At 64.6% G+C, this 26,445-nt stretch carries 22 protein-coding genes; 3 read left to right on the top strand and 19 right to left on the bottom strand.

The genetic code is table 11. The annotated features are described in order from the left end of the window. Nucleotides 1–605: 605 nt before the first annotated feature. A complete protein-coding gene (locus tag ACFYOW_RS16515) occupies nt 606–2,168 on the top strand; it encodes a PEP-utilizing enzyme (RefSeq protein ID WP_387288635.1) in 1,563 nt (520 codons plus the stop codon). A gap of 89 nt (nt 2,169–2,257) precedes the next feature. Here ACFYOW_RS16515 and ACFYOW_RS16520 read toward each other — a convergent pair whose 3' ends face one another. The 13 genes from ACFYOW_RS16520 to ACFYOW_RS16580 all read right to left on the bottom strand — a co-directional run bounded on the left by ACFYOW_RS16520 (nt 2,258) and on the right by ACFYOW_RS16580 (nt 15,498). Next, nucleotides 2,258–2,923, bottom strand: a complete 666-nt coding sequence (locus ACFYOW_RS16520; RefSeq protein WP_387288637.1) for an HAD family hydrolase — start codon at nt 2,921–2,923, stop codon at nt 2,258–2,260. Beyond that, on the bottom strand, nt 2,920–3,210 hold the full coding sequence (locus ACFYOW_RS16525; RefSeq protein ID WP_387288639.1) for a hypothetical protein: 291 nt from the start codon (nt 3,208–3,210) through the stop codon (nt 2,920–2,922). Before ACFYOW_RS16525 ends, ACFYOW_RS16520 begins: the two co-directional genes overlap by 4 nt. A gap of 1 nt (nt 3,211) precedes the next feature. After that, nucleotides 3,212–4,366, bottom strand: coding sequence for an amidohydrolase family protein (locus ACFYOW_RS16530; protein ID WP_387288641.1), 1,155 nt, complete (start codon nt 4,364–4,366; stop codon nt 3,212–3,214). A gap of 57 nt (nt 4,367–4,423) precedes the next feature. Next, complete coding sequence (locus tag ACFYOW_RS16535; RefSeq protein ID WP_387288643.1) at nt 4,424–5,620, bottom strand: beta-ketoacyl synthase N-terminal-like domain-containing protein; 1,197 nt, start codon at nt 5,618–5,620, stop codon at nt 4,424–4,426. After that, nucleotides 5,617–6,042, bottom strand: a complete 426-nt coding sequence (locus ACFYOW_RS16540; protein WP_387288645.1) for a Zn-ribbon domain-containing OB-fold protein — start codon at nt 6,040–6,042, stop codon at nt 5,617–5,619. The genes ACFYOW_RS16535 and ACFYOW_RS16540 overlap by 4 nt, the downstream gene beginning before the upstream one ends. A gap of 13 nt (nt 6,043–6,055) precedes the next feature. Next, nucleotides 6,056–7,066, bottom strand: coding sequence for a hypothetical protein (locus ACFYOW_RS16545; protein WP_387288647.1), 1,011 nt, complete (start codon nt 7,064–7,066; stop codon nt 6,056–6,058). A gap of 7 nt (nt 7,067–7,073) precedes the next feature. Further along, entirely contained in the window at nt 7,074–9,734 is a 2,661-nt protein-coding gene (locus ACFYOW_RS16550; RefSeq protein ID WP_387288649.1) for an NAD-dependent epimerase/dehydratase family protein, read from the bottom strand. A gap of 65 nt (nt 9,735–9,799) precedes the next feature. After that, nucleotides 9,800–10,207, bottom strand: a complete 408-nt coding sequence (locus ACFYOW_RS16555) for a MaoC/PaaZ C-terminal domain-containing protein (protein WP_387288651.1) — start codon at nt 10,205–10,207, stop codon at nt 9,800–9,802. After that, entirely contained in the window at nt 10,204–10,653 is a 450-nt protein-coding gene (locus ACFYOW_RS16560) for a MaoC family dehydratase N-terminal domain-containing protein (protein WP_387288653.1), read from the bottom strand. The genes ACFYOW_RS16555 and ACFYOW_RS16560 overlap by 4 nt, the downstream gene beginning before the upstream one ends. After that, a complete protein-coding gene (locus ACFYOW_RS16565) occupies nt 10,650–11,558 on the bottom strand; it encodes an SDR family oxidoreductase (protein WP_387288655.1) in 909 nt (302 codons plus the stop codon). The genes ACFYOW_RS16560 and ACFYOW_RS16565 overlap by 4 nt, the downstream gene beginning before the upstream one ends. Nucleotides 11,559–11,585: 27 nt before the next feature. Then, on the bottom strand, nt 11,586–13,100 hold the full coding sequence (locus ACFYOW_RS16570) for a class I adenylate-forming enzyme family protein (RefSeq protein ID WP_387288656.1): 1,515 nt from the start codon (nt 13,098–13,100) through the stop codon (nt 11,586–11,588). A gap of 89 nt (nt 13,101–13,189) precedes the next feature. After that, nucleotides 13,190–14,290: an acyl-CoA dehydrogenase family protein gene (locus ACFYOW_RS16575; RefSeq protein ID WP_387288658.1), complete on the bottom strand. Its 1,101-nt coding sequence runs from the start codon at nt 14,288–14,290 to the stop codon at nt 13,190–13,192. Then, nucleotides 14,275–15,498, bottom strand: a complete 1,224-nt coding sequence (locus ACFYOW_RS16580) for an acyl-CoA dehydrogenase family protein (RefSeq protein ID WP_387288660.1) — start codon at nt 15,496–15,498, stop codon at nt 14,275–14,277. Before ACFYOW_RS16580 ends, ACFYOW_RS16575 begins: the two co-directional genes overlap by 16 nt. A 102-nt stretch (nt 15,499–15,600) precedes the next feature. Between ACFYOW_RS16580 and ACFYOW_RS16585 the strand changes: the two genes are divergently transcribed. Further along, on the top strand, nt 15,601–16,623 hold the full coding sequence (locus tag ACFYOW_RS16585; RefSeq protein WP_387288662.1) for an acyl-CoA dehydrogenase family protein: 1,023 nt from the start codon (nt 15,601–15,603) through the stop codon (nt 16,621–16,623). 681 nt (nt 16,624–17,304) lie between these two features. After that, complete coding sequence (locus ACFYOW_RS16590) at nt 17,305–18,504, top strand: LLM class flavin-dependent oxidoreductase (RefSeq protein WP_387288664.1); 1,200 nt, start codon at nt 17,305–17,307, stop codon at nt 18,502–18,504. Between the two features lie 148 nt (nt 18,505–18,652). Here ACFYOW_RS16590 and ACFYOW_RS16595 read toward each other — a convergent pair whose 3' ends face one another. From ACFYOW_RS16595 to ACFYOW_RS16620, 6 genes are read right to left on the bottom strand one after another with little or no spacing between them, the layout of a single operon-like run. Next, on the bottom strand, nt 18,653–19,804 hold the full coding sequence (locus ACFYOW_RS16595) for an acyl-CoA dehydrogenase family protein (protein WP_387288666.1): 1,152 nt from the start codon (nt 19,802–19,804) through the stop codon (nt 18,653–18,655). A 12-nt stretch (nt 19,805–19,816) separates the two neighbouring features. Beyond that, nucleotides 19,817–20,575: an SDR family oxidoreductase gene (locus tag ACFYOW_RS16600; protein ID WP_387288668.1), complete on the bottom strand. Its 759-nt coding sequence runs from the start codon at nt 20,573–20,575 to the stop codon at nt 19,817–19,819. After that, complete coding sequence (locus ACFYOW_RS16605) at nt 20,575–21,468, bottom strand: enoyl-CoA hydratase/isomerase family protein (RefSeq protein ID WP_387288670.1); 894 nt, start codon at nt 21,466–21,468, stop codon at nt 20,575–20,577. Before ACFYOW_RS16605 ends, ACFYOW_RS16600 begins: the two co-directional genes overlap by 1 nt. Nucleotides 21,469–21,481: 13 nt before the next feature. Continuing rightward, nucleotides 21,482–22,636: an acyl-CoA dehydrogenase family protein gene (locus tag ACFYOW_RS16610; protein WP_387288672.1), complete on the bottom strand. Its 1,155-nt coding sequence runs from the start codon at nt 22,634–22,636 to the stop codon at nt 21,482–21,484. Between the two features lie 6 nt (nt 22,637–22,642). Next, nucleotides 22,643–24,445, bottom strand: a complete 1,803-nt coding sequence (locus tag ACFYOW_RS16615) for an acyclic terpene utilization AtuA family protein (RefSeq protein ID WP_387288674.1) — start codon at nt 24,443–24,445, stop codon at nt 22,643–22,645. Then, nucleotides 24,442–26,436, bottom strand: a complete 1,995-nt coding sequence (locus ACFYOW_RS16620) for a biotin carboxylase N-terminal domain-containing protein (protein ID WP_387288676.1) — start codon at nt 26,434–26,436, stop codon at nt 24,442–24,444. Before ACFYOW_RS16620 ends, ACFYOW_RS16615 begins: the two co-directional genes overlap by 4 nt. Nucleotides 26,437–26,445 lie beyond the last annotated feature (9 nt).

A 26,445-nucleotide genomic window follows, 5' to 3' on the forward strand; every position in this document is an offset into this window, starting at 1 on the left:
GTGCCTCCTCGCGCGAACTGTTGCTTTGAGAGAAAGATATCACGTGGTTATATATTTAAGAAGGCTACGCGAGCCATCTCGCGAGTTCGAGCTTCAGCTTCTCGACCACCCATCGTATGAGCGAGCCGATCGACTGGCACATCCTCGAACCGGCCGAATAACGCCAGCGCTGACAAGCCGCGCGACATAACCGAACCGTTTCGCGATCGTCGCCGGAACTACTCGACTCGCTCAGCCATGGGCACTTCGCCATAGGTGAACAGGCCCGACGTTACAGGTCAGCGCGCTGAACCCGTCGCCAGCCGGATCGGCCGGCAGCACCTAGCACCCGCAGCCACGAGGCGTTTGGCGGCCCGCAGCCCCTCCGCTCCCGCGCCGGGCGGCTATCACAATTTCGCGCCATGCCAGCATCCAGGAAGTTCTGACGTGGTTATATTTTTAGCAAAGCTATCAAAGGAACTGCACTGGAGAGTTGGCTTACCGACACAGTCGTAAACCCCAAGTATCCGCTGTTCACTCGTGCGAACGCCGGTGAAGTCGCGTCAGCGCCGCTGACACCTCTCGGATGGACGCTGCTGTGGCAGCATGGGTGCACTCCCGGCACCGTGGACGCCTACATTGATACTGGGGCATTCGGTCTCGACGAGAGCGATGGCCTGGATACGATCTACGGCTGTTTCGGCGGCTACCTGATGCTCAATTTGTCCATTCTGCGGAAGCGGGCCGCGCGCACACCCGGCACTTCGCCGGAAACGATGGAACGACTGCTGCTCGGACAGCATTCAGACGTACCGCCATACCGTGTCGACCCGGCCGACGAAGCGCCCGAACGGCACGCCTCGATCCGGGCACAAATGGACTCGTTATTGCGGGTGACGAAGCTGCCGCAGCTCGACGAGGATGCCGCTCTCGTCCGCCGGATTCGCGCCACGCGTGGCGACCTGACCGCGTTGTCGGATCGCGCGCTGGTCGATCGCGCCCGGGATATCGCGAAGACCGTCCGGCAGATCTACCCCAGACATGTGCTCATGTCGACCGGTGCTGGTGCCGGTGACGGAATGCTGCGTCGCGCATGTGCCGCGGTCGACCGCGAAGCGCTCGTTGTCGGGTTCGTTTCCGGCATCGGCGGAGTCGATTCGGTAGCACCGGTGCACGGGCTGTGGGAGCTGTCCCGGATAGCGCGGCGGTCGCCGCGCGTCATCGACGCATTCGAGAGCGGCGGCACCACGGCAGTGACCACACTGATGAGTGACGAGGCTGACAACGGCTTCGATGGATTCCGCGCCGGGCTGCAAAACTATCTTGCCGAATATGGGTACCGTGGGCCAGCCGAATGGGATCCCGGCGCCGACTCCTGGCAGACCCGGCCAGAACTGGTGCTCTGGGTGCTGAACGGCATGCGGAGAGCTCCCGACGATCGAAAGCCAAGCGACCCCGGGTACGTGACCGAGCACGATCAACTTCGCGCTGAATTCCTTGCTTCTCAACCTGATTCGGCGACAATCGGACTGCTGGACACGGGCCTGCGCGTCTCGGCGCTCTACCTGGCCGGACGCGAGCGCAGCAAGACCAATTTGATGATCCTCGTCAACGAAATGCGCTTGGCACTACGCGAACTCGGCCGACGACACCTGGACGACGGTGCCGATATCGCTATGCTGCACAACAAGGAACTCGACGACTTCGTTGCCGATCCCGCCTCATTCGAAACGGTGATCAACGAGCGGACAAAGAATTTCGAGAAGTTGCGTCAGCTCGAGCCCCCATTTGTGATCGACACCGCTCCCCCGCCGCTGTCGCAATGGCCCCTTCGAACGAATGCGGACACAATCGTACGGGCTCAGCCCGGCGAGACCATATGTGGGCTGGCGGGCAGCCCGGGCACGGTCATCGGGCGCGCCCGCATCTTGCACGACAGCGGCGAGGTCGACCGAGTCCTGCCCGGTGATGTTCTGATCACCCCCACAACCGATCCGGCGTGGACTCCCGCGTTGCTCGTCGCGGCCGCCATTGTTGTCGAGACCGGCAGCGTGCTCAGCCATGCCGTCATCGTTTCCCGCGAACTGGGAACACCATGTGTCGTGTCCCTGGCCGATGCCACCGCCCGCGTCCGTGACGGCGATCGAATACTCGTCGACGGAGGCCGCGGCACAGTGACGGTCCTCTGAAACGAAAACCGCCCGTGACCGTCGAACAACGATCACGGGCGGTAGCGACCTGGGACGGGAATTGCGCGACTGCCTCCCAGGCCGCAGTCTCAGGCGGGCAGCACCCCTCGCGCCACCAACTCGGATCGGAACTGCTGCGGACTCGTGAACAGCACCGAAGTCATCCCGACCTCATGCGCCGCCGAAACATTGGACGGCGTGTCATCTACGAACAGGACCGGTGCCGGATGCATGTCCAGGCGCTTGAGCACTTCGGCGAAGATTCGCGGATCCGGTTTGCGCACACCGACTTCCGATGAGTCCACCACGACCTCGAAGGCGTCGATCGGCAACACGCCGCTGCGCCACCACGCGCGCGCTTCCCGAACGTTGTTGGTGAGCAACGCAAGTCGCGTCCCGGTTCCGGACAATTCACGGATCAGCTCGACCATTTCCGGCCGGACCCGCTGACCGGCCGCCATCGCATCGGCCAGCCGCCTGATGTCGACCCGGACACCGTAGCGGTCCTGAATCTCGATACAGGAGGCTTTCAAAAAGTCCCGCATGGTGGACGCACCGGTTTCCACCGCTCGGAAACCCGGGCTGTCTCTGATGAGGTCGGAGAAGGTCGATTCCGGCAGACCGAGGTCCAGCGAGTATTCATCGCATGCGGTGAAAGGATCCTCCGTCAGCACCCCACCCATGTCGAACACGACGGCCGCGATGATGGGTGGCGCGCCCGCCTTCGCCTCACCCACCCCTGTCGCCGAACTCACGACGGTCCCGGCGCGACAGCCTGAGCGGCGCGAATCCGCTCAGCGGCCGCCATCAGTTCGTCGGCGCGCTGGTTCTCGTAGTCGACCACGCCACGAAGCTCCGCCGCATCTGCCCGATTCGGGTCACTCGACAGGACTTCGGCCGCCTTCTTGGCGCGCACCCGCGCGTACCGGACCTCCATGGCCAGACGCTCGGAAGCCTCGGCGACCGTGAGCAGATCCTCGTCGGCCCAGTCCGATTCTCCCAGCATTTCCTCCGGGGGAATCGGCTCGACTTCGATGCTCATGTCACTTGTCCTGCCGGGGGAAATTGAACAGCGAGCGGGCGTTCGTCTCGACGATCTTGCGGACCTGGTCGTCGGGAATGTCGGCGAACACCTCTTCGGCGATCTTGCGGCTGTTGGGCCAGTTCGAATCCGAATGCGGGTAGTCGCATTCCCACAGGATGTTGTCCATCCCGACCTCGAACCGATTCTTCAGGCCGTGACGGTCGTCGATGAAGCACGAGTAGATGTGCTTGAAGTACAGCTCCGACGGCGCCACCGTCTGATTGACGTTCTGATAGAAGCGGTGCCGCTCCCACACATAGTCGGCGCGCTCGATCAGATACGGCACCCAGCCGATGCCGCCCTCGGACAGCGCCACCTTCAGCTTCGGGTGCTTGTGGAAGACCGGGGAGAACAGCAGGTCCGCCAGCGCGTACATCGAGTTGCACCCGAACAGCGTGATGCTCACCGCCATCGGGCCTTCCGGCGACGGGCGAGGCGACTGTCCGGAGGTCCCGAAGTGCAGCGACAGCGGGAGGTTCAGCTCCTCGGCGGCCGAAAAGACCGGATCCCAATGATCGGTGTGGATCGACGGGAGCCCGAGCGGAGCCGGGTTCTCGGGGAAAGCGATGGTCCGGGCACCCTTGGCCGCGGTGCGGTAGATCTCCTTGACCGACTCCTGCACATCCCACAGCGGCAGGATGACGAGCGGAATGTAGCGATGTGGCGCCGCGGCACACCATTCGTCGAGTACGAAGTCGTTGAACGCCTGCACGGAGGCCAATGCCACCGCACGGTCGTCGCCTTCCAAGAACACCGTGCCGGCGAATCGGGGGAACGATGGGAAACACAGCGCTGCCTCGACGCCGTCCAGGTCCATGTCGGCCAGCCGCTGCACCGGGTCGTAGCAGCCCGGCAGCATCTCGTCGAAACGTGCCGGGTCGATGCCGAATTCCTCGGGGCTCTTGCCTGCGACAGCGTTGAGGCCGATCTGCGGATAACGCTTGCCCTGGTACTCCCAAACGTGACTCGGCAGCCCGCCCTTCTCGCGTGGAACCTCGACGATCCGCGGACCGAGGGCCTTGTATTTCTCCGGGAGCCGGTCCGCCCAGACCCGGGGATGTTCGATCAGATGATCGTCGACTGAGATGAGGTGCATGTCCGGCTGGAGCGGCATCTCGTTTACCTCCTTGTAGAGAAATTCGGTGACACGGCCGACACGACGTAGTCGTCGTCAGGCGCGACGTTCCAAAATGTGCACCGCACACGAACTGCCGAGGCCCAGAACATGGGCCATACCGACACGCGCACCGTCGATCTGCCTATCGCCCGCCGCGCCGCGCAGGTGCGAGGCGATCTCGAAAACACCCGCGATTCCGGTCGCGCCGAGCGGATGTCCCTTGGACAGCAGTCCGCCCGACACGTTGACCGGCATCCTTCCGTCCCGCCATGGCGCACCCGAATCGAGGAAATCAGCGGCGCCACCGGGCCCGCACAGTTGCAGATTCTCGTAATGCAGCAGTTCGGCCGTGGCGAAACAGTCGTGTAGTTCGACGAGATCGAGGTCGGCCGGACCGATGCCGGCCTGCTCGTAAGCCTGCGCAGCTGCATTTCGGGTGATGGTGTTGACGTCCCATGCAGCTTCGGCAGCCTCGTTCCAAGGGTCGGATACCAGCACCGACGCCGCGATTCGGACGGCCCGGGCCCGCACCGCGGGATCGAGCTTCGCCAGCGCGGCATCGCTGGCCAGGACGACGGACGCCGCACCGTCTCCGGTCGGAGAGCACATCAGCGCGGTGTTCGGGTAGGCGATCATGTCGGCGGCACGAATGTCGTCGAGGCTGAATTCCTTGCGGTACTGCGCATATGGATTCAGTGCCGAGTGCGCGTGATTCTTGTGCGCCACCTTGAAGAAATGCTCGACGGTCGCACCACGATTCTCCGCGAGATACTGGATGCCCGCCTCCGCGAAAACGCCCGGCATCATCGTGCTGCCAATGAGCCCCTCGGTGTCCATGACCGATCCGTCACGGCCGCGTGGCGCGAATTCCGGTCCGCGGGGCTCTTCCGGTGCCGCCAGCAGGCCGCGCTTACCCAACTGCTCGCAGCCGACTGCGAGAGCCAGGTCCGCCTCGCCCGCTCGGATCGCCAGCAATGCCGTCCGGATCGCGGTCGCGCCTGTCGCGCAGGCATTGACCACATTGAAGACTGGCACACCGGTCTGTCCGATCTGGTGCATCAGGCGCTGACCGACACCGGTGATCGACTCGAAGACATTACCCACGGTGACCAACTGCATCTGCCCGATGGCGCAACCGGCGTCACCCAGGGCCTCGCGGGCCGCGCGAGCGCCGAGATCGACGACATCGAGGTCCGGGTAGCGCCCGATCGGGGTCATCGCGGCCCCGACGATCCACACCGATTCCGTCACGCCAGCTCCTCGATCTCGAAGGTGAATCCGACCGCTTCGACTCCGCGGCTGTCGGTTCCGACCACGCCGGTCCGCAGGCGGGCGGCCCGCCCGACCGCCGCTACCGGGTCGTCGATCGGGCCGGTCAGCGTCGCCCGGACGACGCCGCCGCCGTCGAGCGCGACCACGCCGCTCAGAAATGGAGTGACTACCCCCTTGGGCGCCCGATGGATCACCGTTGCGGCGGTGACGCGACCGATTCGCGAAAGATCCTGCGGCGTGGTGAAATCCGCATGACCGCACGCACCGCAAGCGCTGCGGCGATGCAGATATACCGCGCCGCAGTCTGCACAGCGACGACCTTGCAGGCTGGGCTCGGGGCCGAGCCGGAGGTAGTCGACGAGCGGAATCTGCGTCGGCGGATCCGTGAAAATCTGTGTCATACCCTTGGTGTCCTCAGCGGCCGATGATGCGTCCGGTGCTCTCCCAGGCCCTGATCGCAGGCGGGAAGAACTCGTTGTACGAGTGGTAGACCTTCGGAGTCCGGGTCTCGCCCACCCGGCGGATCCAGCCCTCCGACGAGCGATAGAAATCGTGGCCGGAGGCCTGGTCCGGCAGTTCGCCGTCATCCACACACGTCCATTCCCAGTCGACACCGTCGACTTCGTAGTACATGTGCTCAGGGAAGGTGTTCGGCTTGTACTTGATGTCGCGGGCGCTCACGTTGTCGGTCTTGTGCAGCACCTCACCCGAATCGGTGGCCACCATGGCGAAGTTGAAACCGTTTGCGCCGTAACAGATGTGGCCCATCTCGATGGAGCCGTCGGTGTATTCGGTACCGAAAGGGGTCCAGGCGAGCTCGACGCCCTTGAAGAAATCGCTGTTGCGCCAGGTCACTCCGGGCGGCAGATAGCACTGATCGATCCACAGGAAGCCTTCGGCCGGTTTGCCGAATGCGGTCCCGGACACCCGATGCTGCAGCGAGGTATAGAACAGCGGAGTCGGTCCAGACGGCACGTAGAACTGCATGCCCGGGCCGATCCGCCGACCGGAGAACGACAGCTCCTCGCCCTCGCGGTAATCCACGGACCACTCGGACCGGGCGAGTTCGAACGGCTGCCCGGTCGCGTATCCAGCCTCGGCGGGCTTGCTGCGCATCAGGTAGACGCCATCATCGGAGGTGGTCTGAATCGGGCCCCTGAAGAACTCCTTGCCCGCGGGCATCTCGACCTTGCGCAGCGCGCCGTCTCGGGACTCGTTGCACGTGAAGTGCATCGACCCCTCGAGTCCGAGGGCCGTGCGGTAGGCGAAGTGGAGCTTGTTGTCGGCGTCGCGGAAGTTGAGATAGAACCACGTGCACATCAGCGACAGCCCGAAATAGGTACGGGTCGGATCACCGTCCTCCGCGGTCGGCTCGAACGTATCGACGATGGTCCGATGACCGAAATCGCCTTTGAGATTAGACATTTCAAACTCACTCCGTGTCGGAATCCGCGACCGGCGCGGCTTCGATTGTTCGGATGGTGCCCGCGACGCCGTCGACCTCAACGAGCTGCCCGGTGCGCAACACCTTTGTCGCGTTCACCGTGTTGACCACTGCGGGAATGCCGAATTCGCGAGCCACGATCGCCGCGTGCGACATCGCGCCGCCGATATCGGTGACAACGGCGGCGGCACAGCCGAAGAAGGGCGTCCAGCCGGTGTCGGTGACACTCGCGACCAACACCTCCCCCGATTCCAGCTCGTCATCGGCGTCGGACATGATCCGCACGCGCCCCACAGCGACGCCCGGTGACACCGCCAAGCCGGAGACCATCTCGATGCCGGAATCACCGTCCTGCTGAGCCGATTCCGGCTGCCACGACTGGGTGAAGTGGACGGGCACCGGCAACGCACGCAACCGTTCCCGTTCGGCACGTCGCCGCTGCACACGCTCCCGAGCGTCCACGGGCGGCTGATAGATCTCATCGAGCGACAGGTAGGGCAGATCGCCCGGAGCAGTCAGCACACCACGCTCGGACAGCCGTGTTCCCCACTCGCGCAGAATCAACCGCAGCTCGTAGGAGATACGCATACAGGCGTCTCGGCTGCGTTCCCGACGGGCAATGGACGTGGTCGCCAGTTTGATGAGTGTCCGCGCCAGCGGACCGCGAGGCGCTGTCGAACGGCTACCAGGAGCCGACGACGTGTCAAGAGCACTGGCGATCGCTTTCACCAGTAACTCGGGCGCGTCGGCGAAAACCGGATTGGCGAATTCCGTCTCGCCCGGGCCGCGATGGCCGCAACGCGCGATCAGGTCGTCTAATCGGCCTGCGAAAGCCGGCGCTTCGGAACGCAGCTTGTCGACGACTACAGCGCGATCTGTTTCGCGCATGATGGCCGCGATCGCCGGCTGGCGGCGCGCCTCGGCAGCGAGTACCCGGATTCCCTGCAGCAGAGCGGCGCTGCGCAGGTTCTCGGTTCCGACTCGGACCGCATCGACACCGGCCGCCCCATAGCGCTGCTCGATCAAAGTCAGCGGCGCACCTACCAAGAAGGTATTCACATTGTTGACATCCCATGCACGCACGAGCAGATCGAGTACCTGTTCGAAGTATCGCAACAGTGCCTCGTCGGTCAGCGCCTTATAGGCCGCACGCTGCCCAGCCAAACGGTCGGCGCGCCGCTCGATGTCGGCCACCTCACCACTCAGTCCCGCGGCCTGCGGACCCGCACCTGCGAGCAACTTCATCAGTCGCGCCACTCCGCGCCGACCGAGCTTCGGCGGCGTGTAGCCCTCGGGCAGTGGCGTGCCGTGCATTTGGTTGTCGAAGGCCTCCCGGGTCTGCCCGGGGATCGAGGTGACGAGTTCGTGCATGATGCTGACGTTGTTGTACAACCGATGCCCGATCACTCCGACCTGTTTCGTGCTGACAAGTTCGGCGACCCGCTCGTCGACCGGCACCAAGCGCGTCACCATATTGGCCGAGCTGAACATGACCCGGTGCGCGACGCCGAGCGACAATGGCGTCATGGGCCCGGGGAAGGCCTCGGACAGGTTCGCGGCAGTCCATTCCGGGAAGTCGGGATCGGAGTCCACTGTGTCGAATTCGCCAGCCAGTTCACGCGGGATGATGTGCTCGCTGCGCCCGTCGTCGGACGCGTGTCGCGGCGGCAATACGGTCGGGGTATCCAAACGCAGCGGTTTGCGGATCGCCTTGGGGCCCAGATAGATAGCGGACTTCGACCAGTCCGCCATATCCGCGGCGGCTTCCGCGGACGAGTAGGCGCAGGTGAATCCGAAATCGTTCTTCAGGCGTGCGGTGTCACCCAGGGGGTAATGCAGGAACAGTTCCAGCAGATCGGGCATCTGGTGTACCTGGGGAATCCACCCCATGGGTCCGACCAGAGTCCGGGCGGCTCGTTTGCCGATATTCAGCACTGGACGACCGACCAGGCGTCCGATTTCGCTCCATGTGACCGGGTCGTCCGCGACAAGGTTGACCGCCCCGGTCGGGCCACCCAGCGAAGCCAGGGCGAAGAACCGGCCGACATCATCCTGATGTACGAGCTGCAGGCGAGCCTCACGTCCCGGTGTCACCACCAAAGGCTGACGATAGATCTGCGCGGGAGCACTCCAGGCGTCACGGCCGACGACAACCGTCGGCCGCACGCTGACACCCTCCACACTCGACTCGGCGATCATCCGCTCTGCGCGTACCTTGTTCCGCTCATAGAGGAAGCTGGCAGCCGGCCGAAGTTCTTCATCCTCGGTGTAAGGCTGCGGATGATCCGCATGGCCGCCGTAGGTGGTGATCGACGACGCGAACACCATCCGGCGGCAGTCGGTGCGCTCCATCGCCTGCAAGAGGTTGCGGGTGCCGCCGATATCGATTCCCTCGGCCTGTTCGGGCGTCTGGATCGCCGAAACCGTCCAGGCGAAATGCGCAACCGCACTGCAGCCTTGCATCGCCCGGGTCACCGAGTCGGCATCCTGGATATCCGCCTGGACGTAACTGACACCCGGGATCGGCCGTGCCGGTTCCCGGCGCGCCAGTACGACGACGTCGGCTCCCATTCGCCGCAGCCACTTCACTGTGGCCGCACCGAAGGCTCCGGTGCCTCCGGTGACCAATACCCGGCCAGCGTTTTCCATGCTTCCTCCGACTGTGATACCTATCTCATCCTGCGCCTGAATTTAACATAACCTGGTTAGTCAATTCAACGACTCGGGCCTACCACGAGCGCCTTGCCCGTCACCGCGACGCCGCCCCCTTCGCGACTCACGGTCAGCGCCAACTCGAGTACCAGCTCGCCCTGCGACTCGGTGAAGTTCTCGACCCATCCCGCGCAGACAAGCACGTCACCAGGCCACACCTGCTCAGAGAACCGAACGGATATCGAGCGGACGTTCTCCGGCCCGAACAGGTCCGCGCAATAGGTACCCAGGTACCCCGCCTGCAGCATCCCGACGCTGAAGGCGCCGGGCATACCGCCGGCACGCGCGAATTCGTCGTCGTGATGAATCGGGTTGAAGTCTCCACTCGCGCCCTGGTACCGGACGATATCGGTCCGGGACTGCGGCCCGAAGCGTCGAACGGGCAGCTCATCGCCCACAACGTGGTTCATGCCTGCGCCCTCTCGATGATGGTGGCCCGAGCCTCCGCGACGACAGTGCTCGCCGAGTCGCGATACCGGGTGAGAAGCACGACGAAGGTCATCTCCCCACCGCGTTTGCCCGCTTTGCTGGCTACCGACTCGACGCTCACGTCGACCTGCAGATGGTCTCCCGCCCGCGGTAGGTCGCCTAAGAAGCGGAACTCCTGGCCGCCCTGCAGTACCCGGGTCAGATCAAGGCCGAGCTGTTCGATCAATGGCGGCTTGTCATCGGGTTCCCACAGCGCCGAGCTGATCAGGAAGGTCGGCGGAATGGGCGCGCGCTCGCCGAGGTAGACCGGCGAATTCGACCCGGTCGCCCGAGCGAACTCGCGGATCTTGCCGCGCTCTATGTCCATGTCGAACTCCAGCAGAACCGTCCCCACCAGCCGGCTCACCGGATGTACGGCGGTACTCATCGCGTCGGCCGCCGACCGGTCATATCTGCGGCAGGCACCGCTGCGGCGACCAGGCTTGGCAGCACCTCGGCGAGCTGGTCCAAAGTCCAACGCTGGCTGCTGGACACCTCCGGCCCGTACGCCCAGCCGTCGACAACGGCGACCGTTCCACCGATCACGGCGAATACTCGCCCCGTGACATCCTTCGACGCAGTGCTGCCGAGCCAGACAACAACCGGCGAAACCGACTCCGGAGCCAGGTCTACCGATGTCGCCAGCTCGTGCACCGCCTGCAGATCGTCGGTCATCCGAGTGAGGGCAGTCGGCGCGACCGCGTTGACGGTGACGCCGTAGGACGCCAGCTCCATGGCGGCGATGACGCTGAAGCTCGCGATACCAGCTTTCGCCGCACCATAATTCGTCTGGCCGGGGTTACCGAACAGACCTGACGGCGAGGTCGTGTTGATCACCCGCGCGTCGTTGGACAGCCCCTCCTTGGCGCGCCTACGCCAGTAGGCCGCAGCATGATGGGTCGGCGCGAAGGTGCCTTTCAAGTGGACCTTGATCACCGCGTCCCACTCGGCTTCCGACATCGATACCAGCATCCGGTCGCGCAGGATGCCCGCGTTGTTCACGAGGACGTCCAAGCCACCGTAGACGTCGACGGCCTGTGCTATCAGGTTGGCCGCGCCGTCGAACGAGCTGATGTCGTCGGTGTTCGCGCATGCCTCGCCCCCCGCGGCGACGATCTCGTCGACCACCGCTTGAGCCGGACCTGCCGAGCCGCCCGCGCCGTCCCTACTCCCACCCAGATCGTTGACCACAACCTTGGCGCCCGCGGCGGCGAAGGCCAAGGCGTGCGAACGGCCGAGGCCATTGCCCGCGCCCGTCACGACCACGACGCGGCCGGCTACTGTCTCCGTCATCAATTTCTCCTCGTCACTTCCATGCATCTAGGTCGGGTTCGCGGCGAGATCGCCGGCGAGCATCGCGCGGACCTGACCGCGCAGCGGTTTCATCGCGGGGTTTTTCGGGATCTCGCTGACGAATTGGATTCGTGCAGGTGCCTTGTAGGACTGCAATCTCGACTTCACCCACGCCACAAGTTCGGTGTCGCTGACGGGCTCGCGAGCTACGACCGCGGCGGCCGGTACCTGACCGAGCCGCTCGTCGGTGATGCCGACAACGACAGCCTCCCGGACTGCCGGATGCTCCTCGAGGCAGTGTTCCAGCTCAGCCGGAAACACCTTGAATCCGCCGCGATTGATCACGTCATCACTGCGGCCGTCGATCCAGACGAACCCGTCCTCATCAACGCGTCCGATGTCGCTCGTGCGTACCCAGCCGGCCTCGCGGCCACCTGAGGCTTGAGCCGACCGTACAAGCAGCACACCCGACTGGCCAGTCTCGACCGGTTCATCGGTGTCAGGGTCGACGACCGAGATCTGAACACCCGGATGTGGGCGCCCCACGCTGCCGCGCTTGGTGCTCTTCCAGGTGTTCCAGTCTCGCAGGCTCCAGCCGGTGATACCACCGGTGAACTCGGTCGCCCCGTAGCTGAGTAGCACCGGGCAGCCGAACCGCTGCTCGAATTCCGCGGCCAGTTCCGGCCCGACCGGCGCCGCACCGGCCCACACCGCCTTGAGGCTGCCGAGCCGATCGGATTCGACGTCGGCGTCCAACAACATCCGCAGCGCTGCCGGTGGTACGGAGACCGACGATGGCCGGTGCTCGGCCACTAGTTCGGCCCACGCGACGGGCTCGAATCGGTCGGTCAGCACCGACCTGCCCGCACCCGTAAGCGCGGTGATGAGGGCCCACAGGCCGCTGATGTTCACCGGGGGCAGCGACACGATCTGCACGCCGCCGCCACGCACCTTCGCACCATTGCCGACCTTGCCGACATAGTGTTCCTGCGCGCTGTCGAGCGCATGCTCGATCTCATTGAAGCGCAACGGGATTCGCTTCGGCGGGCCGGTTGTGCCACTGGTCAGCATGAGGATGGCGACGTCAGGCGCAATCTCGCCGACGGCGGAACCCTCGGCGCGCGGCGAGACCACCTCGATTCGGTCGGCCGGCAGGTCGATGCGCAGCCCAAGCGCACCGATATCGGCGGTCGCCTCACGTACCGACGCCCGATCCCAGTCTTCGCCGTCGGCAAGCACGGCCGCGGGGCGCAGCGACCGCACATCCGCCCCAACCGTGTCATCCGGATACAGCGGACTCAGGACAATCAGCGGACGCCGGAATCCGAGCAGCGCCGCGAGTGCCGCCACATGGCCAGGCCGGTTACGCATGTAGACGCCGACCGGAACGCCATCGCCGATGCCGGCCTCGCGCAAGAGTGCGTCGATTCGCCGGACGGCATGGCTCAATTGTGTAGTGCTCCACCATATTCCGGCATAGCACACCGCCGGGTCGTCATCGCTGCGCCGCGCTATCCGGCGGATCTGCTCGGGCAGTCCCATCCCATCTCCTTGCTCGATCGGCCGAGGCCGTGAAGTGGGTCAACTTAAAAAGCAATAACTAAGTTAACTCATATAGATTTATATAATGATCACGTACTTGGCTGCTCGTCCAGCAGCAGCTGCGCAAGCCGCTCGAGGTGCCACCAAGATGCGCCGAACGCCAGCTGAAGCGCCTTGGCTCGACGCAGGTAGATGTGCAGATCGTTCTCCCAGGTGACACCGATCCCGCCGTGCAACTGGATCGCCGAGCCGACCACATCGACGGCGTTCGCGGTAGCCACCGCTTGCGCCATGGCCACGGCTCGGACCGGATCGTGCCCATCCGCGATCGCCCATGCCGCGCCATACACCGCCGATCGACTGTTCTCGACCTCGACGAGCATGTCGGCGAGCCGGTGCTTCACCGCTTGGAATGTGCCGATGGGCAATCCGAACTGGTGTCGTTGCTTGGTGTAGGCACTGGAGAGGTCCAATACTCGCGCCGCGACTCCGGCTGCCTCCGCTGCGGCCAGCGTCCGCAGCAGCGCTAGGCTGCGGTCCGCCACTTCTTCTGGATGTTGTGCGCCACACAATAATTCGGCATCGCAGCCGGAGAGGTGCAAGGTCGCGAGTGGGCGCGTGCGATCGATACTCGGGAGGGGTTCGAGCACGGGGTCGCGCACCACGAACCACCGCACGCCGTCGTCGGTGTGCGCGGGCAGAACCAGAACTCCGGCGGCGACAGCGTCGACGATCCATAGAATCGAGCCCTCGAGCCGCCACCGACTCCCAGCCCGGGCAGTGACGGTGACCGGCCCGATACCCGCGCCCGTCGGCACGTAGGCTCCGATGACCTCGCCGCGGGCAAGCGGACCCAAGAACTGTTTGCGCTGGTCGCTATCGCCGGCTTGGTCGATCGCGAAAGCCGCGACAGTATGTCCGAGGTAGGGCACGGGCGCTACCGCCCTGCCCAACTCCTCGGCGACTACAACCTGCTCGATGACGCCGGCGCCGGAGCCGTCGAACTCTTCGGGAATCGCCAACCCGGCAACACCGACCGATGCCAGTTCGCGCCAGAACTCCAGATCGGACGAGACGTCATTGTCGTAACTGGCGCGTGGATTTGCTTTTGCCGCACAAAGATCGGCCAGCATTGCGCGGAAGGCATCGTGTTCTTCGCTGAATTGATAGTCCATCAGGCGTCCGCCCATGGGTCGCGAGGCTGACCGAGGACTCGCTCGGACAACACGTTTCGTTGAATTTCAGAGGTGCCGCCACCGATCGTCGACGCCCGGGTGCGCAACCATCCCAACGCCCATTTCCCTCGGTTGGGAGCATCTTTCGCGCCGCGGTCGAGCAGTGCGGCGGTACCGCCGAGATCGAGTGCGAGTTCATGCACGCGCTGCTCGACGTGCTGTCCGAACAGCTTCGACATCGCACCTTCGGGCCCGGGTTGCCGACCAGCGAGCACTTTGCCCAAATTGCGAATTCCGTTGATGCGCACCAACTCCGCATCGATCCACGCCTCGGCGATCCGCGATCGCAGGTGCGCATCGTCAGCGGCTCGCCATCCCGACACATCCCGATGTCTGGCCTGGTCTACGATCTTTCGCACCGTGGACGCCAGGGCCACTTGCTGTCCCATGAACAGAATGGCCCGCTCGTTGGCCAGCGTCGTCCGGGTGACGCCCCAGCCCTTGTTCAGTCCACCGACCACATTGTCGAGCGGGACCCGCACCTGATCGAGGAAGACCTCGTTGAAGCCGGAATCCCCGGAGAGCTGCTTGATCGGACGGACATCGACCCCGGCAGCGTCCATGGGAATGAGCACAAAGCTGATTCCTTCACGCTTCGGCGCGGATCGGTCGGTCCGAACCAGCGCGAACATCCAGTCCGCCCGCTCCGCGCCGGAGGTCCAGATCTTCTGGCCGGTGATCACCAACTCCTGACCGTCGATAACGCCCGAGGTCTGCAGGGAGGCCAGGTCCGATCCCGCACCGGGCTCGGAAAACCCTTGGCACCAAAGATGTTCGCCGCGAAGCATCGGTTCGAGGAATCGTGCGCGCTGCTCTTCGGTGCCATGCGCGATCAAGGTGGGTCCGCACAGGTTGATGCCGATTCGCCCCACGGCGGGCGGCACCCGCCGCTCCGCCACCGTCGAATGATAGATCAGCTGCTGGGTAGCGCTGGCCTCTCGGCCGCCGTGAATCCGTGGCCACGTGATCGCCGCCCAACCGCCGGCCGCCAGTTCCGCCTGCCAAACCCGAGCGAGCCGGAGTTTGTCCGCAGGCGTGGCCGCCTCGGCCGATTCCGCGCGATGCGCGGGCAGATGGCCGTCCAGCCAAGTCGACAACTCGGTGGCGAACTCTTCGTCGGCGGCACTCAACTGCACACCCAGTTCGCCCATCACCCCTGACACACCCACAAGACCCCTTTCGATCACCACTTTCCATCAATAGTATAACCAGGTGATACTTTTTGAAAAGTAGGCAAGCCGCCTTGAAGATGGTGAGGTAGTCATATGTTCGATGAGCGCTGGCCCGACGATGCCGAGGAACTGGCCGCCGCCCTAGCGAGCCTGCTGGACAAGCACTGTCCGCGCGAGGTGGTCCGCTCAGCCGAAGACACGAACGGAAACGACTCCGGCTTGGACACCGCACTGAACGACTTCGGGTTGTGGGAACTGGGCTCGGACCCATACCTGCTGACACGCGCAGCAGTCGTCATCGGCAGCTACCTGGCACCGGTGCCGTTCGTCGCAGCCGCACCGGCTATCGCCGTACTTTCGCGGACCGACACGGCCAATGGCATCGACCGTGATCTCGTGCCCCCACTGCCCGCGGTCGTAGTCGCACACGATGATGGGGTTGCCCTCACCTCGGCCGCCCTTCCGCCGCGGCGCACAAGTGGCGGTGAATACGTGGTAGACCTGCGGGAATTGCAGACCGAAGACGCCGAAGTGGTCGCCGACACCCTGGCGCTGGCTGCCATGCGGTCACTCGGCCTGCTCCTGGAGGCAGCCCGCCTCGTCGGTGCCGGGGAAACGCTGCTCCGTGATTGCGTTCGGTACGTCAGCGAGCGCCACCAGTTCGGCCAGCCGATCGGGGCCTTCCAAGGGGTCTCCCACCCCCTCGCCGAGGTCGCTACCGCCCTGCAGGCCGCCGATCTCTTGGTCCGCAAGGCGGCCTTCCTCGCCGATCCAAACTACGGCGGAACCGGCACGCCGCCGATGCATGCGGCTGCCATGGCCGCCCACAAGGCTCGATCGGCATCCCGGCTGGCGGCCACCGTCGGACACCAAGTACTCGGCGGATATGGATTCACCCTCGAGGCCGATTGCCAACTATATTCCCGACGAATCCGAGCCTGGTCGACCATGATGCCGGACCCGTCGGCCGCGCTGGCGGACTTGGCCCGCACTCTCGCCGACCCGACCCATCGCGAAACTGTGCGTGACCTATGGCAGTTCGATCACGGTTTCACCCTGCCCGGCTGGGCGGCAGAGATCGACAAGACCGGTCCCCAGCCCAACCGGCCTCGATGAACTTTCCGGTCGGCGGCACACAGCATGAACGACACGGCACTCCCGACACCGACTCCTGCAACCTATCGCGGGCTGTTCGGATGGCGGACCGACATCCGCTTCGGCGATTTGTACCTGGCACTGACAGGCGACACCGTCGCGGTCTCCGTGCCCGCGACCGCAGGGCGCGCCCCGCGAGTGCGCGATTGGCTCACGATCCTCGGATGCTGCGGACCGATTATTGCGACATGGGACCCAAATAGGTGGACATTTCTCGCCGACGCCAACGGGACTGTCCTCTCACAGCGTGACATGCCGCCCGGTTTGACACTCCTGAAGTGCCCTGACTCCATCCGGCTGCCCACCGCCGCCACCGCAGACCTGCACTGGATACAGCCACCGGAGCCGAGCCGCCGGTGGCTGCCCACCCTGCCGACAATCGTCGAAGCCGCGCGCCCAGGCCACTGGCCTGGAACGTGGAGTTACGCAAGGAAGCACAAAACGCTCCAAATACGCCGACGTTGGATCAAGCCATCAGTCCACAACCAGGGTTAACGAGTTCGGATTGCATGCGACTTCGTGGCGTCGCCTGCATCAGCGGGGCTGAGCGACGCGTTCGAGCTAAGTGGATGTGACCGTTGACACTCTTTCAAGAGTACAGATATTTTAACCAGGTTATCTATTTCAAGATTGGCGGACTCCATGGTCAAAATCGGTGTATACGGCTCGTTCATCCCCCCGATCGATTCCGCAGTCCAGTACTCACAGTCTTGTGAGGCGCTGGGTTTCGACGCCATCGCGTTCACGGACCAGATCTCGGGCAATCACCCGAGCAGCATCTGGGAAGTGCTCCCGGTATCGAAAGCTTGGGGTAAGCAGCACAATTTCCTCGACGCCAGCATCGTGATGGCGCTGAGTGCGGCAACCACCACCCGGATCGAGCTGTACCTCGGCGCGATCGACGTCGTCCGACATTCACCGTCCAAGCTGGCTCAACACTTCATGACCTTGGACCACGCCGCGAAAGGGCGCGCGTTCTTCGCCCTCGGCGCCTCAGAAGCGAAAAACGTTCTGATGTACGGGCATCCGCGCTATGGATCAGCGAAGAAGCTCGAGGACAGCCTGGCGATCATCCGCAAGATGTTCGACAGTGGTGGGGCGCCGGTGTGGTACAAGGGCGAGCAGTACTCGATGAAGGGCGGTGTGTTCGAGGTCGAGCCGTATGGCAGCGAGCCGCCAAAAGTACTCGCCGCCACGGGAGGTTCGCCCGCCACGCTGGAAATCGTTGGGCGCTACGCCGACGGTCTGCTCACCAACCTGCCGGGGATGTGCCACGGCGGCCCGGAACAGCTCGCGCGCGACATAGCTGTTGTTCGCGAGTCAGCCGAACGAGCCGGACGCGATCCAGACAAGCTGCGATTCGCGGCATCGGTACTCACTCTCATGGCCGACAGCGACGACGAGCTGAACCGGCTTGCCGCTACCTCCATCCTGCGCTGGAACACCATCGTCTACGGCGCGGTCAGCGGTGCGGAATGGCAGCAATTCGGCTACCGTCATCCGCTGGGAGACGATTGGGGATACGCGAAAAACCTTGTACCGGAACGGATGCCGACGCAGCTGTTCAACGATGCCGTCGGGGCTGTACCCGTTGAGGCCGTCCGGCGCCTCGGCCACTTTAGTGGAACGCCTGATCAGGTCGCCGAACAGATCGAACCCTACATCGAGGCCGGTCTGGACTATGCGTTCCTCGTCGAACACGCACCGCTGGCCGATCCCAGCACGGTGGCAACGTCCGCGACCAACCTCGCCGACCTCACTGCGCGACTTCGTGGCGGCAAGGGTCTCGACCTCGCAGGCACCGCTACCGGCGGATACCTCGGGATCGGCGACCGTACCTGACCCAGCCCGGCTCACCACGCCGTACAGCTACCGCAACATCGCTCGCTGATCCGAGAAACCTCACCGCACATCGAATGTGGCCGGTCCATATCGTCGGACCGGCCACATTCGCGTGCTGAGTCGGCAACCAGCTGTTATCCCGAACTGATTATCCGCGCGGCAGTCCCAACCAGCGTTGGGCGATGACGTTGCGTTGAATCTCGTTCGTGCCGCCGATGATCGACAGCACTGTGGCGGCTCGCAAGAAGTGCTCGACGTCCCCTGCGAGACCGTCGGATTCACTCAGCACCGCGTCGGAGCCGAGCCGGTCGACCAACCATTGCGCCGTGCGTTGGGCGGCGGTGGCGCCCTGCAACTTGCTCATCGATGCCTCGCCATTGGCGATAGTGCCACGCTCCCCCAACGCCACCACCCGCTGCCCGAGCAGTCGCTCGGCCTCGAGTTCGGTGATGAGCTCGCCGAGCTCGACGAACCGGGCCTCATCCAGCTCTGCGCCGGTTTCGCCGAGAAGATTCATGTAGCGCGCCAGCAGAAGTCGCGATTCGCGGCCTCCGAAGCTCATCGAGCGTTCGATGTCGAGCGCCTCGGCCATCATCTGCCAGGCCTGCCCCGGCTGACCGATAACTCGGCTGACCGGCACCTGGACATCCTCGAAGAAGCACGCATTGACTCGCCAGCCGCCCATGACCCGGACCGGCTGGATCGTCACCCCCGGCGCCTTGGCGTCGATCATCAGCAGGGAAAGCCCGCGGTGACGCACTGATCCGGGTTCGGTGCGCACCAGGGTGTAGATCCAATCCGCAAGGTGTGCACCGGAAGTCCACATCTTTTGCCCGTTGACGACGTAATGGTCGCCTTCGAGTACGGCCCGGGTGCGCAACCCGAGCAGGTCGCTGCCTGCCTCGGGTTCGCTGTATCCACCCGCGTACAACCATGTGCCATCCAGGATGTGCGGGATGTGCTCGTCGGCGAGGGCGGTGGGTCCGAAGCGGGCCAGCATCCAACCCACCGCTTCGGCTTGTTCCATGCCGTAGGTCGGCAATCCGGCCGAATCGAGTTCCTCATGCGCGATGAATCGTTCGGTCTGGCTGGCGGGCCGACCGTACGGCGCCGGCCAGCCCATGCCCAGTACGTCCTGCTCGGCAAGTAAGGGCGCGAACGTGCGCGGCGCTTGGCGATCGGCCTCCAGCTCGGCGATCTCCCGCCGAATCTCGCGCATGTCCCCAGCGGAGAACCGATCTACGAATTCACGCAGCCGCGAGCGCAATTCGCGTTCTTCGTCGGTCAGTCGGAACTGCATGGAACTCCAATCTCAGGCAAGCAGGCTATAGCCGCCGTCGACGGCGATGGTCTGCCCGGTCACGAACGCGAAATCGCTGCTGAGCAGCGCGACCACCACCGAGGCCAGTTCTTCAGGCTTGGCCAAGCGACGCAGCGGTGTCTTCTTCGCAACACCCTCGATCATCTCCTGCACACCGGCGATGATGTCCTCGCCGCCGTGTCCGGGATTGTCGACCAGGGACGGAGACACCCCGTTGACCCGCACTCCCCGCGGGCCGAGTTCGGCGCCGTAGTAGCGGATCAGATTCTCCATCGCGGCCTTCGCCGGTCCGATCGCACCGTAGTAGCGGGCGTAGTGGTTGGCACCGAGGCTCGACACCGCCACCACCGAACCGCACACCTTCTCGAGTTCCGGCAACGCGGTGCGGACAGCTTCCCACAGCCCCCACACCTGCACGTCGAAGACTCGGTCGTACTCCTCCCGGGTCACCGACAGCGTGCGGCCTGCCAGGATCGGAACCGCTGTCGTCACGAGGCCACCCAAGCCCCCTAGCTGTTCGATGGCGGAATTGACGAATCCGGCCGCGTCGGTCCCGAGATCACCGCGGATCAGGACCGGTTCGCGTCCACCCGCGGCCACCGCGAGCGCTTGCGTCTCCTTGGCCGCCGCGTCGTTGGCGTTGTAGCCGATCGCACAGCGGGTGCCCGCGGCCGCCAGCTGAACGACGGTCGCACGACCGATCCCCCGGCTGCCACCGATCACCAATACACGTTCTGGTAGCGCGGTCATCAAGACGCTCCATTCTCGTAGAACTCGTCGCGCTTGCGGAACGCCTCGGATGTGCCGCCGGCGGCGCGCTCCTTGACGAAATTGAACTCATCGGACTCGAAACGCAGGTTGGTGCCGTAACTGTGGAACAGATACGACGTCGTCTCCTCGAGTCCGAGCGTGGAACTCGCCTCGACCAGACGGTACGCCTCCTTGGCGATAGTGATGCCGTCCGCCGGCATCTTCGCGACCTGCGCGGCAAGCGCCTCCGTGGCGGCCGGGACCTCGATCGCGTCGACGAACCGCGTGAACAGCCGCGCCGATTCGAACTCTGTCGCCTCGGCCGTCCGGCCGGTCAGCAGCAGCTCACGGGTGACGACCGGTCCGAGACGGTGCATGAACAGTGCGATGTTGCCCAGCACCGGTCCGAGGAAGCGTGCGGCGGGCATGCCCAACTTGGCTGTCCGGCCCACTACCGCCAGGTCCGCCGCCAGCGCCAGCTCCAAGCCGAGCCCGAGCGCGTACGACTCCACTTGCACGATCGTTGCCTTCGGGAAACCGATGAACTCGTGGAACATACGCTGCGCACGACGGTCCACGCTCAGTCGGCGGCGCTGACTGGGACGACGTGCATCACCCGGCGTGTCGTACCAGCCGTAGGCCCTGGACAGATCGACACCGGTGCTGAACGTACCGCCCGCGCCGCGCAGGATGACGACCTTGATTTCATCGTCCACGGCGATGTCGTCCAGATGCCGGGCAAGTAGGTCGCAGTCCTCCGGCGCCAGAGCGTTCTTCTTGGCGGGATTGTTGAAGGTGATGCGGGAAATGTGCGTTTCGTAATCCTTGGTCAACAACACCCGGTCATCGGGGTCGTGCCCAACCGCCTCCGGGGCGGATTCCGCGGTAGTCATCATTATCTCCTGATCAGTTGAAGAAGGTGCCCGCGACGAGGTCGCGGGAGAGTACGCGCAACATGACTTCGTCAGCGCCGCCGCCGATCGACAGCAGCCGCGAATCGCGGAAGAATCGCGACGTCCAGGTCTCCGCCATGTAGCCCAGACCACCGTGGTACTGCAGGCAGACATCTGCGACACGTCGAATCAGCCTGCCCGCCAACAGTTTCGCGCTGCTAGCCCGACGCGTGACGTCGTGTCCGGCAACTATCAATTCCGCACACGAATACGAGTACTGACGCAGCGCGTCCACTTCCGCCGCCAGCTCGGTCAGCGTGTACTCCAAGTACTGGTTGTCCATCAGCGGTCGGCCGAATGCAGGGCGCTGCTTCAGATAGTCGACGGTTCGCTCGATAGCGGTCTGCATCTGACCGATCGCTTGATAGACCGCACTGAGTCGTTCGATCTGGAACTGCTCCATCTGCTGCTGGAACCCGCGCCCGATCTCGCCGATCGTATTCTCCACCGGCACACGAGCTTCGGTGAAGGTGAACTCAGCGGTGTCGGAGCATCGATTGCCCAACTTGCGCAGTGACCGGCTCACCGTGACGCCCGCTGTACCGGTCGGCACGATGATCTGGCTCATCCCGCGGTATCCGCCCTCGTCGGAGGTCCGGGTCAGTACACACAGCCAATCGGCCTGGATACCATTGGTGATGTAGGTCTTGGCGCCGGTGATCACCCACTCGTCGCCGTCTCGGACCGCCCTCGTCCGTAGACCAGCGACATCGGAACCGGCGTCCGGTTCGGTGACGGCGATCGAACACACCTGCTCGCCGCGAATGGCCGGTGCGAGAAAGCGCTTCTTCAGCTCTGGACTGCCATGCGCGTTCAGCGACGGGGTGGCCATGTTGGCCTGGACGTTGTAGCCCATCGGCACGCCGTTGCAGGACAATCTGCCGAATTCCTCGCACGCGATGACCGTGTACCAGTGGTCGGCACCCTCACCGCCGTATTCAGGGTCGTACTCGAGTCCGAGCAAGCCGACCTGAGAGAGTTTGGGAAACAATTCGTGCGCGGGGTACGTTCCCCGCTCTTCCCAGTCATCGATGTGTGGTTCGATCTCACGCGCTACGAGACCGCGGACGGTCTCCCGGAACAGCTGATGTTCATCGGTGAAAAACACTGGGACTCATACCTCCTCGAGGAGCTGCGGGTCGCGGCTCAGCAATGCGGCGGGGATAGCGGCGGTGATCGCGCGGAACCGTTCGCCGAGGCTCTTGGCCTGCGGATCCTCCCGCAAGGACGCGGCGACACCACGCCCGAGCAGACCCACGATCACGATGTTGACCGCGAGTAGGTTCGGCAGCGGATAACAGCGCACCTCCAGATCGGCTGTCTCCGGCAACAACTCACGGATCCGCTCCGGCGTGGCCAGCGCCGCCAGCCACGCGTAAGCCGCGCGATCGCGCACCCACAGGCCGAGGTTGGCGTTGCCGCCCTTGTCGCCCGAACGGGCGCCGACCACGCGGCCCAGCGGCGCCACGACCATCGATCCATCCGCGGTGGCATCGAAGCCGATCACCGCGGCTGGTACATCGGGCATCGGTGCCGCGGTCGTCGGAGTCGGCACCGGGATGGCTATCTCACCGATCCGCAACCGCGCCGGTACGTGCGCGACATCGATCAGCGTCGGCCAACCGACGAGGAACTGGCTGGCATCGCCGGGCGGTCCGGTCAGATACAGACCCGGATAGTTGGCAAGGCTGGTGGCCACCACTGCCGACGAGAAGCGTTTCCCGACCAGGTCGCGATCCGGATCGGCAACCGAGATGCGCACGTAGCTCTGGCCCACGCTGTCCTCGGAATCCAGAGGGGCACCGATGATTTCGACCCGCGACTCGGCGAATTCCGCGCGACCGCACGGGAATTCATTCCAAACGGCTCGTTCGACCAGGGCTGCCTTCGCCGCGCGATCGAGCCCGACGATGGCCACCGTCATCGAGTTCCGGTAGCCACCCGGATAGGTGAGCAGCGCTTTCGCCCGGTCAGGTGCGGGCTCTCCTCGGACGCCCCTGATCAGAACCTGATCAGGGGCCAGCTGGGTCAGCTCGACGGTGTCGAAGCGAACCACGACGTCGGGGACGACGTATCGCGGACTGCCGATCTCGTACAGCAGCTGCGCGGTCACGGTGCCTATGGTCACCTCCCCGCCCGTGCCCGGTTGTTTGGTTATGACACTGCTACCGTCGCGGCAGATCTCCGCGATCGGGAATCCCGGATGGACTGGATCGGCTATCTCACCGAAAAAGGCGTAGTTTCCACCGGTCACCTGGGTACCGCATTCGATCGCGTGGCCCGCGACGGTCGCACCGGCCAGCGCGTGGAAATCATCCGGGGTCCAGTCGTGCCACCACGCCGCCGCACCCGACACCAATGCGGCATCGGCGACGCGGCCGGTGATCACGACGTCGGCACCGGCGCGCAGTGCCTCGGTCACGGCGTGGCCGCCGAGGTAGGCGTTGGCGGCCAGCACATCGGCGGAGTCGCCATCCCACGGCTTCCCATCGTCCAGATGCTCGAACCGCTCACCCGCAGTGCGCAGTTCGTCGATCCGTCCGGTTATGTCGTCACCGTCGACAATCGCGACTCGCAGATCGTGCCCCAATTCGCGACCGAGTTCGACCACCCGCTCGGCGCACGCCTGCGGCGCGACCCCGCCCGCGTTGGCTACGATCCGCACGCCCTGCTCGTAGCAGCTGTCGAGAACGTCGGTCAGCTGCCGAATGAACGTGTGGGCGTATCCGCTTCCGCCACGAGCCCGCGATTTCGCCAGAATCGACATGGTGAGTTCGGCCAGCCAGTCGCCGGTCAACACGTCGATGGGCTCGCCCGCCATGATCTCCGCCGCCGCCGACAACCGGTCTCCGTAGTATCCGGAGCAGTTCGCGATGCGGACCGGCCGTCGATGAATTTCGTTGTGTGGCTTGTTCATTCGACTGCCTTCAGTTCGACGAGGACCTGACCTGCCGCCACCGACTCACCGATGCCCACCAGCACCCGCTCCACGAAGAAATCGCCGGACGCGGCGACGACGTGTTCCATCTTCATCGCCTCGACCACCACCAGCGGCTGCCCCTCGATCACGGACTGCCCTGCGTCCACACGGATATCGAGCACCGTCCCGGGCATCGGCGCGGTAGGCCCGCCGACCATGCCTTCACGCGAAACATCGGAGAACCTTGGCGCCAACGTGAATTCGACGACTCCGCGGCGGCCGCCGACCCATACGCGGCCACCCGCGTCGCCTCCGGTCGCGTGTTCCGCGGTGACTTCGAAATCCGCTGCTATACCGTCTATTTCGACACGAACCCACGATCCGCCGCGAGTACCGTATGCGATCCGCCGGACATGGTGTGGGGTTCCGTCCAACTCGAACAGCGAGAACGGTGCGCCTTCGAAAGTGCTCGGCAGGTACCGAATCTCGTGATCACCACCGAGCCCATCGGTCGCCCGCAAAACCACCGTCGGCACCGGAGTGTTCGACCAGGCGGGACCAAGCCCTGTCACCACCGGATCGGTACAGTCCATCATGACACACACCGCGGCCGCAGCCGTGTCGACGGGTAGCGGATCCACTGGCTGCGCCAACTCGGGCCGGGACTCGAGCCAATTTACCGAAACGGCCCCAGAGCGATAGTCGTCGTTGTCCAGAATCCGCAGCAGCGCCCCGATATTCGTCTGCGGTCCGTGCAGTCGAGTATCGCGTAACCCGGCAGCCAACCCGCCGATCGCAGCTGCCCGGTCACCACCGGTACTGATGACCTTGATGATCATCGAGTCGTAGTGCGGGCTGACGGTGGACCCCGTCGTGATTCCGTCCTCGAACCGCAGGCCCGGCCGATCGGGATGTTCGTATCGAAACACGTCGCCAGAACTGGGCAACCATCCGGCAGCCGGATTCTCCGCGCACACGCGCGCCTGGATCGAATGACCGCGCAGCACGACATCCTCCTGACGGAGGGACAGCTCGGCGCCGGCCGCGACATCAAGTTGCAGCGCAACCAGATCCAGGCCGCTGACTTCCTCGGTCACCGTGTGCTCGACCTGTAGCCGGGTGTTCATTTCGAGGAAGAAGAACTGTCCGCCGTCGACGAGGAACTCGCAGGTTCCCGCACCGACATAGCCGATCTCGGTGGCGAGCCGCACGGCGGCATCCGCCATCTCCGCCCGCAGGTCGGCAACAACCAGTACCGCAGGCGCCTCCTCCAACAGTTTCTGGTGGCGACGCTGTACGGAACATTCGCGATCACCGACATGGAGCACGGTGCCGTGTTTGTCGGCCATGATCTGAACCTCGATGTGCCTTGGCGCAGCCAAGTAACGCTCGAGGAACAATGTCCCGTCACCGAAAGCCGATACGGCCTCCCGCCCGGCCGCGTTGACCGCCGCCGCGAGCTCGGATTCGTTTGTGACCAAACGGATTCCGCGCCCGCCGCCACCGGCGGAAGCCTTTACCAGCAGCGGATAGCCCACCTGCTCCGCTAGGTCCGCGACCTGGTCGGTGCTGAGATCGGAGGTAAGTACCGCGTCGGGCAGCACCGGCACGTCGGCCTTGCGGGCAATTTCCTTCGCCCGGACCTTCGAACCCATCGCCGCGACACACTCCGCGGGCGGGCCGACGAAGCACAGTCCGGCCGCCTCTACAGCGCGAGCGAAATCCGGGTTCTCGGAAAGAAATCCGTAGCCGGGGTGGATGGCGTCGCAACCGGTGCGCTCGGCAGCTGCCAGCAGTGCCGCGATGTCGAGGTAGGTTTGCGCGGAGGTCACACCGTCCAGTGCTACCGCCTCGTCGACGTCGTGCAGATATGGCAGAAGTGCGTCGGGCTGCGAATAGACACCGACGGTGTGCAGCCCACGGGCCCGGGCCGTCCGGGCAACCCGGCTGACAATCTCGCCCCGGTTGGCGATCAGTATGCGTCGCATATGGAGCTC

It is taken from the genome of Nocardia sp. NPDC006982, assembly GCF_042869435.1.
Lineage (GTDB): Bacteria > Actinomycetota > Actinomycetes > Mycobacteriales > Mycobacteriaceae > Nocardia.